The organism is Alsobacter sp. KACC 23698, assembly GCF_045348435.1.
Classification (GTDB): Bacteria; Pseudomonadota; Alphaproteobacteria; order Rhizobiales; family Beijerinckiaceae; genus Alsobacter.
The window spans coordinates 4,580,302-4,596,354 of the sequence record NZ_CP157484.1 but is presented as its reverse complement, the minus strand read 5'-3'; the positions used below and the strand labels follow the sequence as shown (position 1 = coordinate 4,596,354).

The following is a 16,053-nucleotide window of genomic DNA, read 5'->3' as shown; positions in this document are numbered from 1 at the left end:
CGAGCCAGCCCTGGCTCCGGGGGAGGCGCTCTGTGTTTCTACGCATTTGTGAACCGGCCAGATCACCCGGGAGCCCACATGGGCCGCCAAGCGCATTGGCTTCCGTCACCCGCTGGTCCCAAATGGGACCTGTGACAAGAAGGGTTCCGGCATGTCCCTCGATCAGAAAATCATCGACCTTTATGACGAGTACACCCACAGGCCGCTGGCCAGGAGGACGTTCCTGGAAAGGCTGAGCGCCCTGGCTGGATCCGCCGCGGCCGCCGGGGCGGCTCTGGCCGTTCTCGAACCGAACTACGCCCGTGCGGCTCTGGTTCCCGAGACGGACGACAGGATCGTGACCGAGCGCATCAGGACTTCGGTGGCCGACGTCAGGGTGTCCGGCTATCTGGCGCGTCCGAAGGACGACGCCCGCCATCCCGCCGTGATCGTGATCCACGAGAACCGCGGCCTCAACCCCCACATCCAGGACGTGGCGCGCCGCTTCGCGGTGGCCGGGTTCGTGGCGCTGGCGGGCGACTTCCTGCTTCCGCTGGGCGGCACGCCAGAGGACGCGGACGCCGCGCGAGACCTGTTCGCGAAGCTGACCGGCGAGAGCGTCGTCCAGCAGGCCGGCGCGATGCTGACGCTTCTGCGCGAGAACCCGCACTCCAACGGCAAGGTCGGCGCGGTCGGCTTCTGCTGGGGCGGCGGGATGGTCAACATCCTGGCGACCCGCGAACCGCGGCTCGGCGCGGGCGTGGCCTTCTATGGCGTGGCTCCGCCCACCGAGGCTGTGGGCCGCTACAAGACGCCGCTCCTGCTGCATTACGCGGGCCTGGACCAGCGCGTGAACGCTGGCATGGCCGGATATGACGCGGCGCTGAAAGCCGCCGGCGAGCCGCACAGGATCTATGTCTATGAGGGCGTGAACCACGCCTTTCACAACGACACCAGCGCTGAACGCTACGACCAGGCCGCCGCGACCCTGGCCTTCGACCGCACGGTCGCGTTTTTCAAGGAGACCCTCGCCTGAGGGTGACCGGCGGTCCGATCGCCGGGCGCGCCAAAACGAAAGAGCCCGGCGCGATGCCGGGCTCTTGAACCTGGGGAAGTGGACCGGCCGTCTCAGGCGGCCTCTTCCTGCTCGTCCTCGGCCTCGTTGGCGGCCTCGACCTCGGCTTCCGCCTCCGCGCCCTTGACGCGCTTCGGCGACTTGGCGAGCTGCGCCTCGATCAGCTTGAGGGCTTCGGTCTCGTGCAGGCGGTTCACGGCGGCGACCTCGCGGGCCATCCGGTCCAGCGCGGCTTCGTAAAGCTGGCGCTCGGAATAGGACTGCTCGGGCTGAGCGTCGGACCGGTGAAGGTCGCGCACCACTTCGGCGATGGCGATCAGGTCGCCGGAATTGATCTTCGCCTCGTATTCCTGAGCGCGACGCGACCACATGGTGCGTTTGATGCGCGCACGGCCGGTGATGGTCTCCAGCGCCTTGGCGACGAGGGCGTTCTCGGCAAGCTTGCGCATGCCCACCGACGTGGCCTTGGCGGTCGGCACGCGGAGAGTCATTTTGTCCTTCTCGAAGGAGATGACGAAAAGCTCGAGCTTGAACCCGGCGACTTCTTGCTCTTCGATCGCCATGATCTGCCCGACCCCATGCGCCGGGTACACGACGAATTCACCCGTCTTGTAGCCGTGGCGATTGGAATGTTTCTTAGCGTTCGTCATATTCAGGTCATCTCCCTGAGGCCGGGCTGAACCGCCCGGCTGCCACACGCGAAGGTCGACGCGAACGCCGACGCAAGATACCCCGCAGCGTGAATTTCGACACTCACGCCGTTATGGATTTCAGCCGAAGTTCAAAAACGCATGCCGCACCCACTCAGCCCAAGTGGGTTTTTCTGATTGGAAGTTTCAGAATGAGGCAAAGCGCGCCGGAGGTAATCGACTACACCCGGACGCTAACACAAAATGGTGGGTAAATCAAAGGTTTCAAGGCGCAGCCGCCCTGTTCCCGATGCGACTCCGCGTTGCAAAGTCACGACTCAGCTTGATGTCAATCGCCCTCGCCGGGGTTCGGCGAAAAATATTTTTCCAGTTTGCCGGCTTCCCCGTCGTGCTCCTTGGCGTCCGTCGGGGCGTCGCGCTTGACGGTGATGTTGGGCCAGCTCTTGGCGTATTCGGCGTTTAGCTTGAGCCACGGATCGAGGCCGGACTCGGTGTCGGGCTTGATGGCTTCGGCCGGGCACTCGGGCTCGCAGACGCCGCAGTCGATGCACTCGTCCGGGTGAATGACGAGCATGTTCTCGCCTTCGTAGAAGCAGTCCACCGGACACACTTCCACGCAGTCCATGTACTTGCACTTGATGCAGTTTTCGACGACGACGTACGTCATTGCAAACTCCCGGGCCGGGTCAAGGCCGGCTTTGGGCATCCACGAGCCAGTTTCGCGACCGCGCCGGCAGGCTCCCTCAGCGCTGCCGTTGCGTAGCCGAGAACCCACGCTGTTGCAAGACGACCGGCGCCGCCGCGCTCAGGGCGCGATGTCCTCGTAAAGGGCCTGCGCGTCCGGGAAGGAGCCGCGTCGCTCGGCCACCGCCAGAACCCGCACGACCCGGGTGGCGTGCGGCAGCGCCATGGTCAGCACGTCCCCGATCGCCAGCCCGCGGGCCGGATTGGTGATCCTGCCTCCGTTGAGCCGGATCCGCCCGCTCTCGATCAGGTCCGACGCGACGGTGCGGGTCTTGGCGAACCGGGCGTAGACGAGCCATTTGTCGAGGCGCTGACGGTCCGCGGCGTCGTCCGGCCCGCGGACTTCCGACCCTTTGTCGGAGCCGTTGCGGCGCGCCACGCGAAATCAGCCCTTTTCGCCCTGTTTCGCCTCGAGTTCCGCCTTGAGGGCGAGAAGCTTGGCGAAGGGGGAGTTGGGATCCGGCGTCTTCTCGCGCGGCGGCCTCTCCGTCCAGCCGCCCGGCTTGCCGGGACGCCCCGCGCCGCCGCCCGGCTTCGGGCCGCCGAATTTCTGGCCGCCATTGCGGAACCCGTCGCCCGAGCGCGGATCGCCAGGCTTGCCGCCGCGATGGGGCCCGGACTTGTTGCCGAAGTCCCGGCGCGGGCCGCGGTGGTCCGGACGTCCCGCATCCGGCGCGGCTGCGACCTCGGCGGGCTGGCCGTCGGCGGCCGGGACCCGTTCGGGCCTCGGGCCACGCTCCGGCCGGGGGCCACGGTCGGGCCTGGGGCCGCGATCCGGGCGAGGGCCGCGGTCGGGGCGCGGACCGCGATCCTGCCGGCCTTCGGCGCCGGCGCCGTCAGCCGACGCCCGCTCTCCGCCGCGGCCCGGCCGCTGTCCACGCTGATGCGCGGGCCGTTGGCCGCCATGGTGGCGGTGCTGCCGCCAGATCTCGATCAGCGCCGGAGCCGCGGCCTCGGCCTGCCCGGCGGCCGACTCTGCGTCCGCAGGCGGCGCCTCCGCCGAGTTCTCCTGGGCGACGGCTTCGGGCGCGACCGGCTCGGCGGCGCCGTCGGTCGTCCCATCCTGGCCGGCGACGTCGACGCTCGGCTGGGCGGCGAGAGCCTCGTCCGAGGCGGGCAGGTCAGGGGCCGCCTCGGTCTCGGCCGGGATGGCGTCGCGGGCTTCGGGTTCGACTCCGCCCATGGCGAAGTCCGCCGCGATGACGTCCAGCGGCGTCGGCTCGGCGGCCGCCGAGCCTGCGTCGAGCGGAGCGGCGTCGTCCGTCGGGGCGACGGCCTCTTGCGGAGCCGGCGCAGGCGCTTCCACAGCCGGCTCACCGGCTGGGGCGGCGGGAGAAGCGGGCGCCTTGGCGGTGGCCGGCACGAGCGGGACCGTGATGGCGGGCCCGGGACGCCGGTCGACCAGATAGCCCAGGGAACGGAGGATGGAGGCGAAGTCCTCGCCCGCGCATCCGCACAGCGACGTCATTGCGGTCGTGACGACGAATCCCTCGCCGTCAGCGGCGCCTGCCGGGGGCTCGCCGGGGGTCACGCCGGGCCGGTAATGGATCGCAGGCCGGATCAGGTCCGCCAGCCGCTCCAGGATGTCGACGCGCACGGCGCGCTCGCCACAGACGCGGAAGCCCGCGGCGCGATAGAGGCCGCGCGCGACCTCCTTGTCCACGGGGATGGAGGTCCGGCCCGAGGACGCCAGGTGCAGGATGTCGTCCAGGCCCTTGGGCTCGGGGCCGCCGTGCTTGAGCGCCCAGAGCTGGGCCGCGAGCCCGCGCGGCGCGGGCTTCAGCAGCGCCGGCACGGTGAGATGGTAGGCGCCGAACCGGACGCCGAAATTGCGCAGGCTGCCGCGGCCTTCCTGGTCGAGATGCTTCATCTCCTCGGCGACCTTGGAGCGCTCCAGCACGCCGAGCGCCTCGGAGATCTGGAAGGCGAGGCCGCGGGCGATGCCGCTGAGGCCGTCGGCGGACTCCAGCTTCAGCAACGGGCCGAGCAGCTTCTCGACATGAGCCTTCATCCACAGGTCGAGCCGGGCCTGGACCTGCTCGCGCGCCCCGCCGGTCAGCTGTTCGTCGGCCAGCAGCCGCAGCCGAGGCTCCAGCAGCTTGTCGCCGGCCGTCAGCTTGGCGACGACTTCGCCCTGCCAGCGGACCGACCCGTCATTGGCGAGGACGAACTGGTCGTCGCCCGCGCCCGCGATCCGGGACGCGCGGGTCTCGATCTCGCCGGCGAGCGCTTTCATCGCCGCGTTGCGAAGCGCCTTCGCCTCGGATCCGCCAGCCTGCGGATCCGGCGCGAACTGGAATCCGTGCAGACGGCCGACATGATGGCCTTCGACGAGCACGTCGCCCGCCGCCGTGATTTCCGCCTCGAGCATCGCGTTCTCTCTCAGACGCCGCATGAGCACGCTCGTGCGGCGGTCCACAAAACGTTGCGCCAGACGCTCATGCAGGGCGTCCGACAGCCTGTCCTCTACCTGACGGGTGACCCTCTGCCAATGCTCAGGATCACGCAACCAATCCGGACGGTTCGCCACGAAGGTCCAGGTGCGGCCCTGCGCGATGCGCGCGGACAGCGTGTCGATCTCGCCGTCGGTGCGGTCCACCTCCTTGACGCGGCTGGCGAACCAGTCGTCCGAGAGGCGGCCGTCACGCATTAGCTGACGGAAGATGGTCCCGACGAGGTCCGAATGCGCGGCGGGCGCGACCTTGCGGTAATCCGGCACCTGGCACACGTCCCACAGCCGCGACACGGCCTCGGGGCTCGCGGCGAAGCGCTTGAGGTCCTCGTCGTGAGAGACGGTTTCCAGCGCGATGACGTCGTCGGCCGCGAGGGCCCGCGTCAGGCCCTGTTCGGCGGGATTTCGCTCCAGCGAGGACACAAGCTGGGCGACGGTGCGGAAATCGAGCTCCGGATTGCGCCATTGCAGGACTTTCACCGCGTCGAAGGCGTGGTCCTCGAGCGAGCGGACGAGCTCGGTGTCGAAAGGCTCGCATCGCCCCGTGGTGCCGAAGGTGCCGTCCCGGAGGTGGCGTCCCGCGCGCCCGGCGATCTGGCCGAACTCCGCCGGGTTGAGCCGGCGATGCATGGCGCCGTCGAATTTCCGGTCCGCCGCGAAGGCGACGTGGTCGACGTCGAGGTTCAGCCCCATGCCGATCGCGTCGGTGGCGATGAGGTAGTCGACGTCGCCCGACTGGTAGAGCGCCACCTGGGCGTTGCGGGTACGGGGCGACAGCGCGCCCATGACCACGGCGGCTCCCCCGCGCTGGCGGCGGATCAGCTCTGCGATGGCGTAGACCTCCTCGGCCGAGAACGCCACGATGGCGCTGCGCCGCGGAAGCCGGGTCAATTTCTTCTCTCCCGCGAAGGTCAGCCGGGAGAGCCGCGGCCGCGACACGATGTTCGCGCCCGGCAGCAGCCGCTCGATCAGCGGCTTCATGGTGGCGGCGCCGATCAGCAGGGTCTCGGCCCGGCCGCGCATGTTCAAGAGCCGGTCGGTGAAGACGTGTCCGCGGTCGCGGTCGGCCGCGATCTGGATCTCGTCGATGGCCACGAAGGGGGTCTCGAGGTCCCGCGGCATCGCCTCCACGGTGGCGACCCAGAAGCGCGCGCCGGGCGGCTTGATCTTCTCCTCGCCGGTGATCAGCGCGACGGCGTCGACCGAGGTGCGCTCCACGAGCCGCTGGTAGACCTCGCGCGCCAGCAGGCGCAAGGGCAGGCCGATCAGGCCTCCGCCATGCGCGACCATCCGCTCGATCGCCAGGTGGGTCTTGCCGGTGTTCGTCGGCCCGAGCACGGCCGTGACGCCGCGCGCGCGAACAGATGTCGGGAGTGAGCGAGGCAGCATCGGTCCTGGATATGGGAAAGAGCAAGGACGGCTGCGAGCGTCAGCGCGGCCGGGGCGCTCCAGGGCGTCTGGGCGGGCGGGGCCCTCCTGTAACACATCGCCCGCCAGCCGGGCCAAAGTTTTTCAGGAGGCGAACGAGTCTGGAACGAACCGGGCCCGAATCGGTGACTCGGCCTGAGTCTAGTTTCGTTCACGCCCAAGATGTGGACAGGATTCACTCAACGCCATACCAGACGGCGGTCCGGAGGAGAGGAACTCAGCTGCGTGGCTTGACTCAGTCCTGCAGGACAAAAGACTCGGCGCTGATGAACGAGAGCTTTACGGGGGTGAGTAAAAATCTTCACCAGGATCTTAACGATTGGACGCAATGCAGAACGCATCCCGTACGAAGGGCAGATCTACGCATGATTCCAACGCCCACCGGCGACGGCGGGATCGCCGCCGGACGCCGTGCCGGCCGGTCGGCCGTTAAGGGACGGTGCTGAATCGGGAGGCCGGGCCTACTCGGCCGGAGCGGTTCGGGACGCGGTGGTCGACCCGCCGGGAACAGCGGCGGACCGCCCGACGCTGAACCGGGTCGCCTCGATGACGGTGGTCCCAACCTGCGTCCGGACGGCGATCTTGACCGGAACGAGCGTGTGGGCGGCGTCCACCGGGGCGAGCCACGCCTCCATGTCGCGGTTGTCGGCCATGAACTGGGTTGACTTGCGATTCACCCGGTGGCCCGAAATGGGATTGTACCGCGCCGCGCAGACGAGCACCGGGCCCTTGTATCCGGGCACGTCGACCTGCCGGGTCTCCGAGAAGCTCATGGTGACGTCGAAGCGGCCGGCTCCGTCGAAGACCGGGATGGTGCGGTTGCAGGACTCCGGCTCCAGCAGGGGCCCGCGCCCGGCTACCGGAAACAGCAGCGCGCTGACCGGGTCGAGGACGCCGCGCTTGTGCGTCTCCAGCACGGGGACGCGGTCGACCTTGGCGTCCAGTGGCGGGCTGATGTCGACAGCGGCGACGTCGCCGGCCTTGAGCGCCATCCGGACCGTGTAGACCTGGCTGCCGCCGCCAGACGTCAGGGCGTAGGTGGAGGGCAGGAGTTTGCCGCCGGCGTTGACGCCCGTGGCCGTCCCCGCGCCCCGGCCGCTGGTCAGCATGCCGGCGAGGCCGGTCATGCGCGCCTTCACGTCCAGCTTGTAGGCGTCGCGCGTCAACGCGCCGGCCAGCGACGCGGTGCCGATCGGCAGGCCTGCGAGGGTGAGGCCGTACTGGATGTCGACCGTCTCGGCGCGCGCCGCTCCCGAGAGCGCCGCGGCCAGAGCCGCGATCCCGAAGCATCGGGCCGCGGCGCGGCTCAGGGGGAGGGCGCGGCGGAGGGGGGGAATCGTCATCAGTCGCATGTCTCTGCGGCTCGGCCGTCGCGTGACGAGGATCGGCATCCTGTCTCGCGCTGGATCAAGTCGGTTTCGTGGCGGGCGCCATCGGGTCATCATGACTGATTCTCGCCCCGGCGGGCGCATGCCCTTCGCCAAAGCGGCGCCGGCCGCAGGAGGCATCTGCCGGGTTGACGCTGGCATGGCCCGCCACTATAGAGCACCGACCATTGAATGCTGCGTGGTTCCCGACGGCGGCTTCGGCCGCCTTCTGTCTATCGGCGAGGGTGCTCGTCGGGCTCAGGGCGACTGCGGAAGCTTAGACACATAAGGACGATCGACCATGGCGCGTCGGTGTGAGTTGACGGGCAAGGGTGTCCAGAGCGGACATCTGGTGAGCCACTCGAACCATAAGACCAAGCGGCGGTTTCTGCCGAACCTGCTGCATGTGACGCTCCAGTCGGATGCGCTGCAGAAGGGCGTGCGCCTGCGGGTGTCGGCCCATGCGCTGCGCTCGGTTGAGCATCGCGGCGGCCTCGACGCGTTCCTGAAGAAGGCCTCGGACGAGGACCTCTCGCAGAACGTGCGCGAGCTGAAGCGCGAGATCACCAAGAAGTCCGCCGACGCGGCCGTCGCCGCGCAGTAAGCGCGCCGACCCTTTTGGCTCTTTGCGTGAAAGCCTCGCCCGGTCTGGCGGGGCTTTTCGCATAGGCCCTGCTGGTCCGCCCCGGAGAACGCCGATGTCGATCAACGCCGAAGTCCGGTCCCTCGCGCTCCCCGTCACGGCGATGACGCTGGTGGTGGTGGCGTCGAACATTCTGGTCCAGCATCCGTTCGGCTTCCTGGGGCTGCAGGACTACCTGACCTGGGGCGCGTTCACCTATCCGGTCTCGTTCCTGGTGACGGATCTCACCAACCGCCGCTACGGCGTCACGACGGCCCGCAAGCTCGTGGCGGTCGGGTTCGTGCTCGCCGTCATCCTCTCCATCGCGCTGGCGACGCCCCGGATCGCTCTGGCGTCGGGGACGGCATTCCTGGTCGGCCAGCTCCTGGACGTGACGGTGTTCAACACGCTGCGCCGCCAGGCGTGGTGGCGCGCGCCGCTGGTTGGCAGCCTCTTGGGTTCGGCGGTCGACACGGCGCTGTTCTTCTCCATCGCCTTTGCGGGAGACCCCGAGATGTCGGCGCTCATCCCGTTCCTCGGACAGCACCCGATGGCGCTGTGGCAGAGCCTCGCGATTAGCGATTTCGGCGTGAAGGTGCTGATCGCCCTGCTGGCGTTGCTGCCCTATGGGGCGTTGATGTCGGTGATCATGCCGGTCGAGAAGCTGAAGCCCCAGGCGGCCGGCTGAGGCCGCGAAGGCCCGGCTCGCCGGGCCGGCTCACCCGACCAGGCGGAACTGCAGCAGCGTGGTGCGCTGCAGGAACGAGAAATTGTCGTCGGAGATCATCGTCAGCACGGTCGAGCCGTCGGCCGCGACATGAATGCTCAGGCCTTCCATGTTGTCGATGCGCTGGCGCATGGTGGCCTGGATCAGCGTCGGCCCGTCCAGCACCGCGCCGGGCCTGATCGCCTCGGCGGCGATCCGCCGGATCCGCATCCCGACGCCGTCCAGCCAGCCGAAACTGCGCTCCAGCACCAGCATGTCGCCGCCGGGCAGGAAGGCGAGGTCGGTCACGTCGAAGTCGTCATGACGGGCGACCTTGAACTCGCCTTTGAGGGAACCGGTCAGGATCCAGCCCTTGGTGGGCGATTCCGGGCCTTTCGCGGCCCGCTCGGCGATCGTCACGAGGCTCCCGGCGAGGGCTCCGGCCGTGGCGACCCCGATCGCCTCAAGGCTGCGGTTGCCCCGCAGCGTCTTCACGGCCGGCGGGACAGGGACGATCTGCCCCCGCGCGCGCAGGCCGTCGCGGGCGATCTCGAAGCGCCGCACCTCATGGACGCGCTCGAAGCCGACATAGGCCACGCCGTCATGGACGCAGACGCACTCGCTGTCCCAGGCGTCGGTCTTCCACAGCGGCGTCCCGTCTGCGCCGAGCACCGGGGCCAGGACCGCGTCCGCAAGGCTCGTCGGGGTCATCTCCGCATAGGCGATCCGGGCGGTCAGCCAGGAGCCGACGTCGCTGATGGCGAGGATGCGCTGGCCATCGGGGCTGATGGACAGGCCCGACCAGCCGCCAAAATGCGGATTGTCGCTGGACAGGTCGAGCCCGCCGATGAACTCCAGCGCGCCGAAGCGCCTCACCTCCGGGGCCAGGATCGAGAAGCTTTCGACCGGGCGCGCGCGGATCTCGAGCCTCTGCTGCTCGGTCGGGCCGCTCTTGGGGCCGGAGGCGGCCAGCGCCGGGCTTGACCGCGTCGCCGCCGCGACGGCGAGGGCGCCGGCGCAGAGCACGCCGCGTCCGAACGCGCGCCGGCCGTGGTTCATCCCCGGCCGCCCGCGGCCCTGCGCGGAGCCGGGACGACCTTGGGGGGCGTCGCCTTGTCGTCGAAGAGCTCGGCCAGCTTCTCGGTCATGGCGCCGCCGAGTTCCTCGGCGTCCACGATCGTGACCGCGCGACGGTAGTAGCGCGTCACGTCATGGCCGATGCCGATGGCGATCAACTCCACGGGCGACCGCGTCTCGATCTCCTCGATGATCCAGCGCAGGTGGCGCTCGAGATAGTTGCCCGGGTTCACCGACAGAGTGGAGTCGTCCACCGGCGCGCCGTCCGAGATCATCATCAGGATCTTGCGCTGCTCGCTGCGGGCGAGCAGCCGCTTGTGGGCCCAGTCGAGCGCCTCTCCGTCGATGTTCTCCTTCAGGAGCCCCTCGCGCATCATCAGCCCGAGATTCTTCCGGGCCCGGCGCCAGGGCGCGTCGGCCTGCTTGTAGACGATGTGACGCAGGTCGTTCAGGCGGCCCGGATTGGCGGGCTTGCCCGATTGCAGCCAGGCCTCGCGGGACTGGCCGCCCTTCCAGGCGCGCGTTGTGAAGCCGAGGATCTCCACCTTGACGCCGCAGCGCTCCAGCGTCCTGGCCAGAATGTCGGCGCAGGTCGCCGCCACCGTGATCGGCCGTCCGCGCATGGAGCCGGAATTGTCGATCAGCAGCGTCACCACGGTGTCGCGGAAATTGGTGTCCTTCTCGCGCTTGAAAGAGAGCGGCTGGAAGGGGTCGATGACGATGCGGGTCAGCCGGGCGGGGTCGAGCGACCCCTCCTCGAGATCGAACTCCCAGGCGCGGTTCTGCTGCGCCATGAGGCGGCGCTGCAGACGGTTCGCCAGGCGGGCGACGACGCCCTGCAGATGGCCGAGCTGCTTATCCAGATAGCTGCGCAGGCGGGCCAGTTCGTCGGCGTCGCACAGCTCCTCGGCTCCGATCATCTCGTCGAAGCGGGTTAGGAAGGCCTTGTAGTCCGGTCCGCGAGCCTCGCGGGCGCTGGACACCGGAGGTCGCCAGGCTTCCGAGGGCTCGTCCCCTTCCGCCTCGTCGGAATCCTCCGGCATCTCGCCGGTGGGGCCTTCGGAGGTCTCCGACTGGCCCTCCTCCATCTCCTCGGAGGCCTCTTCGGAGCGCTCCATCTCGGCGCGCTCGGAGGCCGACTGCTCCTCCGATTCGCCGTCCTGCTGCTGCTGGTCCTGGCTCTGCTCGTTCGACTCGTCCTGGTCGTCGCTGTCCTCGGGGTCGAGGCTGGAGTCCTCGGCCATGTCGAGGCTCGCCAGCATCTCGCGGACGGACCGGGCGAAGTGGCGCTGGTCCTCCAGGTTGGAGACGAGCTTGTCGAGGTCCTTGCCGGCCTTCTCCTCCACCCAGGGACGCCAGAGATCGACGATCTTCTGCGCCGCGGGCGGGGGCTTGAGGCCGGTGAGGCGCTCGCGCACCATCATGGCGACCGCGTCCTCAAGCGGCGCGTCGGCACGATCGGTGATCTCGTGATAGGCGCCGCGGTGATAGCGGTCCTCCAGCATCGCGGTGAGATTGGAGGCGACGCCGGCCATCCGACGCGATCCGATCGACTCGACCCGCGACTGCTCGACAGCGTCATAGACGGCGCGGGCCTGCTGGCCCTCGGGCGCGAGGCGCCGGTGCACGGCCGTGTCGTGGCAGGCCAGCCGCAGCGCCATCGAGTCGGCCTGGCCGCGCACGATCGCGGCGTCGGCGGCCGTCATCTTGCGCGGCGGCTCGGCGAGACGCGCCCGGTCCGGCGTCAGGGCCGGCCTGTCCGACGCGAAGGTCACCTCCAGCTCCGGCTGCCGGGCGATCGCCCGCAGGCACCCCGCGACCGAACGCTTGAAGGGCTCGGCGGGGGCTTCCTTCGGCTGTGCGGGCTTGCGGTTGGAGGAGCTCATTCGGCCTCTTGGAGGTTCGGCCTCTCGTCAGGCCTTCAGGTCAGCGCCACGTTGACGGCGCTTTCGGGAAGATCGTGCCCGAAGCAGCGCTGGTAGAACTCGGCGACCAAAGGCCGCTCCAGCTCGTCGCACTTGTTCAGGAAGGTGAGGCGGAACGCGAAGCCGATATCCTTGAAGATGTCGGCGTTCTCGGCCCAGGTGATCACCGTGCGCGGGCTCATGACGGTCGACAGGTCGCCATTCATGAAGGCGTTGCGGGTGAGGTCGGCGACGCGCACCATCTTGTTGACGATGTCGCGGCCTTCCTTGCCGGTGTAGTGCTTCGCCTTGGCGAGCACGATGTCGACTTCCTTGTCGTGCGGCAGGTAGTTCAGCGTGGTGACGATGGACCACCGGTCCATCTGGCCTTGGTTGATCTGCTGCGTGCCGTGATAGAGGCCCGACGTGTCGCCGAGGCCCACCGTGTTGGCGGTGGCGAAGAGCCTGAACGCGCCGTGCGGCCGGATCACGCGCTTCTGGTCCAGCAGCGTCAGCTTGCCGGAAATCTCCAGGATGCGCTGGATCACGAACATCACGTCCGGGCGGCCGGCGTCATATTCGTCGAACACCAGCGCGATGTTGTTCTGCAGCGCCCAGGGCAGGATGCCGTCCTGGAACTCGGTCACCTGCTTGCCGTCCTTTAGGACGATGGCGTCCTTGCCGACGAGGTCGATGCGCGAGACGTGGCTGTCGAGGTTGATGCGGATGCAGGGCCAGTTCAGGCGCGCCGCGACCTGCTCGATATGGGTCGACTTGCCGGTGCCGTGATAGCCCGTGACCATGACGCGGCGGTTCTTGGCGAAGCCCGCCAGGATGGCCAGCGTGGTGTCCCGGTCGAACAGATAGTCCGGATCGAGATCGGGAACATGCGCGTCCGGCTCGGAATAGGCCGGGACGTCCATGTCGAGTCCGATGTTGAAAAGCTTGCGGGCGGACACCGTCGTGTCCGGCAGCCCCGGCGCCAGTGCAGTCGTGGCAGACATGGATCCTCACAGACGAACGACGGGGACGACCCCGGGGCCCGGCTCGGCGGCCTTGAGCCCGAACCTTGTTTAGAGGCTGCGGCGACGCGAAGCAATTCGCGACAGCCCCCGGGAATTGCGGCCTTTATGCGCGGCGCGCTGGGCCGCCCTGCGTCGGCGCCGGGACGGGCTCAGGCCCGGCCGGCGGCCTTCAGGGTATTGTAGGCGTTGATAATCTCGCGCAGGCGATCCTCGAGGGACCGGTCGCCGCCATTGGCGTCGGGATGGACCTGCTTCACGAGCTGCTTGTAGCGGGCCTTCACGGTGGCGGCGTCCACACTCTCGTCGAGGCCGAGCGCGTCGTAGGCCTTGCGGGCGACCGGACCCACGGTCGGCTTGCGCGGCTCGGCCTCCGCCCGATGGGCGAAGCCGGCGGCGCGGAACACGCCCAGCGGATCCTCGAAGACGAATTCGGTGCTGGCCTCCGGCGCGCCCGGACCCTTGCCGGGCGCCTTGACGCCCATGGACCAGGTGGGGCGATGGCCGACCAACGACTCCTTCTGATAGCGGGCGACGGCGTCGTCCGTCATCCCGGCGAAATAGTTGTAGGAGGCGTTGTACTCGCGCACGTGCTCCAGGCAGAAGCGCCAGTACTCGCCCTCGTTGGACCGGCCCTTCGGGGCCCGGTGCTCGCCAGCGCCCTGGCAGCCCGGATGCTCGCAGCGCGGGCCGTTCTGGCTGGCGCTCTTGGGCTGCGCCTGCTCGGCCCGGCGGGGGCGGCTGCGGATGCGGTCGAAAATGGGCGAGTTGAGATTCATGACGCTGGCATTATGAGGTGTGGGACGATCGGGGCAAGACGGGTGCGACACGGATAATCCGTATCGCGTCGTTGGCGAGGAGGCCGCGACTTCGCGGCCACATCGTGGCTCACTGATCAGGACCGATCCCGACCAAAGAGGCTGACCGATGGGCGTTAAGGACGCGATAACCGAGAAGCTGACCCTCGCCCTGGCTCCGCTGGAGCTGGAGGTGGCCGACGATTCGGATCGCCATCTGGGCCACTCAGGGTGGCGGGAAGGAGGCGAAACTCACTTCACCGTCAAAGTGGTGTCGAACGCCTTCGCCGGCAAGTCCCGCGTCGAGCGCCACCGCATGGTGAACGCCGCTCTGGCCGACGAGCTGGCCGGCCGCGTCCACGCCCTGGCGATCAACGCCAGGGCGCCGGGGGAGTAGCTTGCCTGCAGAGGCCGGCCGCCGGCTTCAGCGCAGCCGCTCGAGCACGCTGACGTAGTTGGCCACGGCCGCGCCGCCCATGTTGAAGACGCCGCCGAGCGAGGCCGCCGGGATCTGCATCTCGCCCGCCTCGCCGGCGAGCTGCATGGCCGTGAGCGCATGCATGGAGACGCCGGTCGCGCCGATCGGGTGACCCTTGGCCTTGAGGCCCCCGGACGGATTGACGGGCAGCTTGCCGTCCTTCTGCGTCCAGCCTTCCTTGATGGCCACCGCGCCCTGGCCTTCCGGGACGAGTCCCATGGCCTCGTACTCGATCAGCTCGGCGATCGTGAAGCAGTCATGCGTCTCCACGAAGGAGAGGTGATCCAGCGTGACGCCCGCCTGCAGCAGGGCGCGCCTCCACGCCTCGGCGCAGCCCTCGAATTTCAGGATGTCGCGCTTGGACATCGGCAGGAAGTCCTGCACATGGGCGGCGGCCCGGAACGCGATGGCGCGCTTCATCTTCAGCGCCGTCTCCACGTCGGCGATGACGAGCGCCGCCGCGCCGTCCGACACGAGCGAGCAGTCGGTCCGCTTCAGCGGCCCGGCCACATAGGGGTTCTTCTCGCTGGGATGGCGGCAGAACTCCACGCCGAGATCCTTGCGCATCTGCGCGTAGGGATTCGAGACGCCGTTCTTGTGGTTCTTGGCGGCGATCATCGCGAGCGCGTCGGACTGGTCGCCGTGGCGCTGGAAATAGGCGGCCGCGATCTGGCCGAACACGCCGGCGAAGCCGCCGGGAGTGTCGCCGTCCTCGGGCAGGTAGCTGGCCTTCAGCAGATATTTGCCGATGTCGGCCCCCGGCGTCTTGGTCATCTGCTCGACGCCGACGACCAGCACGATCTTGGACTGCCGGCCCGCAATGCTCTTGAGGGCGCTGTGCACGGCGGCCGACCCGGTCGCGCAGGCGTTCTCGACGCGGGTCGTCGGCTTGAACCTGAGGCCGTCGTCGGCCTGCAGCACGAGCGAGGCGGTGAAATCCTGCGCCGAGAAGCCCGCGTTGTAGTGGCCGAGCACGATCTCGTCGACGTCGCGGGCCTCGATCCCGGCGTTCTCGAGCGCCTCGTTGGTGACGCGCACGATCAGGCTCTCGACGGTTTCGGCGTCCATCTTGCCGAAGGGGGTGTGGGCCCAGCCCACGATGCAAGCGGTCATCGATCGTGCTCCTCGCGTTTCCGCCGGGAGAATGGCCCCGACGCCCGGGCTTCGCAAGGCGCTCGGCCGCAAGGCTCCCGTGCGGGTTTGCGCCCGCCCGTCGCGGCCCAGCCATAGCCGAAGCGGAACGCCCGCGATCACGGGCGCGTTGAGAGCCGACAGAACACGGATCGGGAGAATGAGAATGTCAGCCACAACGGTGGATCGCAGCGGCCTCGACGAGGCGCAGCGTCATGGGCTGGGCGACGCCCAGGCGGGCCTGACTCGCCGCACCCGCGACGAACTCGTCACTTTCCTGGCCGAACAGGGCGTCCGGGTGTCGGCGAGCGACAACGACGCGGTGTTCGAGCGCTATTGCGAAGCCTACGACCAGCGCTCGCGCCAGGAGGATCTCGTGGATGCCGGGTCCGAGATGTCCTTCCCGGCCAGCGACCCGCCCTCCTACATGGCGGGCGCCTCCGTGGCCGGCGCCCCGCCCGAGAACGCGGACGAGTGCCGGGAGGGGCCAAACACGGCCGCTTCGGATTCGAGCCAGCTGAAGAAGATCCAGGAGACCGACGGCACCGGGGGCCACAAGTCCGACGCGCCCGGCGGCGGCGAGAAGCCGAACGCGGCCCGGCGGGACTGAACGGGCCGGCG

At 68.9% G+C, this 16,053-nt stretch carries 15 protein-coding genes; 5 read left to right on the top strand and 10 right to left on the bottom strand.

Translation table 11 applies throughout. From position 1 onward, the window contains the following. The first annotated feature begins 151 nt into the window (after positions 1–151). Positions 152–1,015 (top strand): dienelactone hydrolase family protein, encoded by an 864-nt coding sequence (locus ABEG18_RS21875; RefSeq protein WP_406855156.1) that lies wholly within the window; start codon positions 152–154, stop codon positions 1,013–1,015. A 92-nt stretch (positions 1,016–1,107) separates the two neighbouring features. On the opposite strand, the gene ABEG18_RS21870 is transcribed toward ABEG18_RS21875, so the two are convergent. The 5 genes from ABEG18_RS21870 to ABEG18_RS21850 form a co-directional block, all read right to left on the bottom strand. Then, entirely contained in the window at positions 1,108–1,704 is a 597-nt protein-coding gene (locus tag ABEG18_RS21870) for a CarD family transcriptional regulator (protein ID WP_406858676.1), read from the bottom strand. 328 nt (positions 1,705–2,032) lie between these two features. Further along, a complete protein-coding gene (gene fdxA / locus ABEG18_RS21865; RefSeq protein WP_406855155.1) occupies positions 2,033–2,371 on the bottom strand; it encodes a ferredoxin FdxA in 339 nt (112 codons plus the stop codon). Between the two features lie 138 nt (positions 2,372–2,509). After that, positions 2,510–2,827, bottom strand: a complete 318-nt coding sequence (locus ABEG18_RS21860; RefSeq protein ID WP_406855154.1) for an RNA-binding S4 domain-containing protein — start codon at positions 2,825–2,827, stop codon at positions 2,510–2,512. Between the two features lie 6 nt (positions 2,828–2,833). Continuing rightward, the gene (locus ABEG18_RS21855; RefSeq protein WP_406855153.1) at positions 2,834–6,289 is read right to left on the bottom strand and encodes a helicase-related protein; all 3,456 of its coding nucleotides are present in this window, start codon (positions 6,287–6,289) and stop codon (positions 2,834–2,836) included. 500 nt (positions 6,290–6,789) lie between these two features. Further along, complete coding sequence (locus ABEG18_RS21850; RefSeq protein WP_406855152.1) at positions 6,790–7,671, bottom strand: DUF3108 domain-containing protein; 882 nt, start codon at positions 7,669–7,671, stop codon at positions 6,790–6,792. A 325-nt stretch (positions 7,672–7,996) separates the two neighbouring features. Between ABEG18_RS21850 and rpmB the strand changes: the two genes are divergently transcribed. Together rpmB and ABEG18_RS21840 are read left to right on the top strand one after the other, a co-directional pair. Further along, a complete protein-coding gene (gene rpmB, locus ABEG18_RS21845) occupies positions 7,997–8,299 on the top strand; it encodes a 50S ribosomal protein L28 (RefSeq protein ID WP_406855151.1) in 303 nt (100 codons plus the stop codon). A 94-nt stretch (positions 8,300–8,393) separates the two neighbouring features. After that, complete coding sequence (locus ABEG18_RS21840; protein ID WP_406855150.1) at positions 8,394–9,005, top strand: queuosine precursor transporter; 612 nt, start codon at positions 8,394–8,396, stop codon at positions 9,003–9,005. A 30-nt stretch (positions 9,006–9,035) separates the two neighbouring features. Here ABEG18_RS21840 and ABEG18_RS21835 read toward each other — a convergent pair whose 3' ends face one another. From ABEG18_RS21835 to ABEG18_RS21820, 4 genes are all read right to left on the bottom strand, one after another. Next, on the bottom strand, positions 9,036–10,082 hold the full coding sequence (locus ABEG18_RS21835) for an esterase-like activity of phytase family protein (RefSeq protein ID WP_406855149.1): 1,047 nt from the start codon (positions 10,080–10,082) through the stop codon (positions 9,036–9,038). Continuing rightward, positions 10,079–11,986: a cobaltochelatase subunit CobT gene (gene cobT / locus ABEG18_RS21830; protein ID WP_406855148.1), complete on the bottom strand. Its 1,908-nt coding sequence runs from the start codon at positions 11,984–11,986 to the stop codon at positions 10,079–10,081. The genes ABEG18_RS21835 and cobT overlap by 4 nt, the downstream gene beginning before the upstream one ends. Before the next feature lie 35 nt (positions 11,987–12,021). Next, on the bottom strand, positions 12,022–13,008 hold the full coding sequence (gene cobS / locus ABEG18_RS21825; protein ID WP_406855147.1) for a cobaltochelatase subunit CobS: 987 nt from the start codon (positions 13,006–13,008) through the stop codon (positions 12,022–12,024). A gap of 170 nt (positions 13,009–13,178) precedes the next feature. Beyond that, a complete protein-coding gene (locus tag ABEG18_RS21820; RefSeq protein WP_406855146.1) occupies positions 13,179–13,805 on the bottom strand; it encodes a J domain-containing protein in 627 nt (208 codons plus the stop codon). Between the two features lie 148 nt (positions 13,806–13,953). Here ABEG18_RS21820 and ABEG18_RS21815 point away from each other — a divergent pair, with 148 nt between their 5' ends. Then, positions 13,954–14,220, top strand: coding sequence for a BolA family protein (locus ABEG18_RS21815; RefSeq protein WP_406855145.1), 267 nt, complete (start codon positions 13,954–13,956; stop codon positions 14,218–14,220). Positions 14,221–14,247: 27 nt separating this feature from the next. Here ABEG18_RS21815 and ABEG18_RS21810 read toward each other — a convergent pair whose 3' ends face one another. Then, the gene (locus ABEG18_RS21810; protein ID WP_406855144.1) at positions 14,248–15,414 is read right to left on the bottom strand and encodes an acetyl-CoA acetyltransferase; all 1,167 of its coding nucleotides are present in this window, start codon (positions 15,412–15,414) and stop codon (positions 14,248–14,250) included. Between the two features lie 184 nt (positions 15,415–15,598). Between ABEG18_RS21810 and ABEG18_RS21805 the strand changes: the two genes are divergently transcribed. After that, positions 15,599–16,042, top strand: coding sequence for a hypothetical protein (locus ABEG18_RS21805; RefSeq protein ID WP_406855143.1), 444 nt, complete (start codon positions 15,599–15,601; stop codon positions 16,040–16,042). Positions 16,043–16,053: the final 11 nt, after the last annotated feature.

Excerpts from the sequence above, each read along its gene's own strand:
- cobT (WP_406855148.1), bottom strand. The coding sequence starts at position 11,986 with ATGAGCTCCTCCAACCGCAAGCCCGCACAGCCGAAGGAAGCCCCCGCC.
- ABEG18_RS21875 (WP_406855156.1), top strand. The coding sequence starts at position 152 with ATGTCCCTCGATCAGAAAATCATCGACCTTTATGACGAGTACACCCAC.
- ABEG18_RS21840 (WP_406855150.1), top strand. The coding sequence starts at position 8,394 with ATGTCGATCAACGCCGAAGTCCGGTCCCTCGCGCTCCCCGTCACGGCG.
- cobS (WP_406855147.1), bottom strand. The coding sequence starts at position 13,008 with ATGTCTGCCACGACTGCACTGGCGCCGGGGCTGCCGGACACGACGGTG.
- ABEG18_RS21820 (WP_406855146.1), bottom strand. The coding sequence starts at position 13,805 with ATGAATCTCAACTCGCCCATTTTCGACCGCATCCGCAGCCGCCCCCGC.
- ABEG18_RS21855 (WP_406855153.1), bottom strand. The coding sequence starts at position 6,289 with ATGCTGCCTCGCTCACTCCCGACATCTGTTCGCGCGCGCGGCGTCACG.
- ABEG18_RS21805 (WP_406855143.1), top strand. The coding sequence starts at position 15,599 with ATGTCAGCCACAACGGTGGATCGCAGCGGCCTCGACGAGGCGCAGCGT.
- ABEG18_RS21850 (WP_406855152.1), bottom strand. The coding sequence starts at position 7,671 with ATGACGATTCCCCCCCTCCGCCGCGCCCTCCCCCTGAGCCGCGCCGCG.
- fdxA (WP_406855155.1), bottom strand. The coding sequence starts at position 2,371 with ATGACGTACGTCGTCGTCGAAAACTGCATCAAGTGCAAGTACATGGAC.
- ABEG18_RS21815 (WP_406855145.1), top strand. The coding sequence starts at position 13,954 with ATGGGCGTTAAGGACGCGATAACCGAGAAGCTGACCCTCGCCCTGGCT.
- ABEG18_RS21810 (WP_406855144.1), bottom strand. The coding sequence starts at position 15,414 with ATGACCGCTTGCATCGTGGGCTGGGCCCACACCCCCTTCGGCAAGATG.
- rpmB (WP_406855151.1), top strand. The coding sequence starts at position 7,997 with ATGGCGCGTCGGTGTGAGTTGACGGGCAAGGGTGTCCAGAGCGGACAT.
- ABEG18_RS21870 (WP_406858676.1), bottom strand. The coding sequence starts at position 1,704 with ATGACGAACGCTAAGAAACATTCCAATCGCCACGGCTACAAGACGGGT.
- ABEG18_RS21835 (WP_406855149.1), bottom strand. The coding sequence starts at position 10,082 with ATGAACCACGGCCGGCGCGCGTTCGGACGCGGCGTGCTCTGCGCCGGC.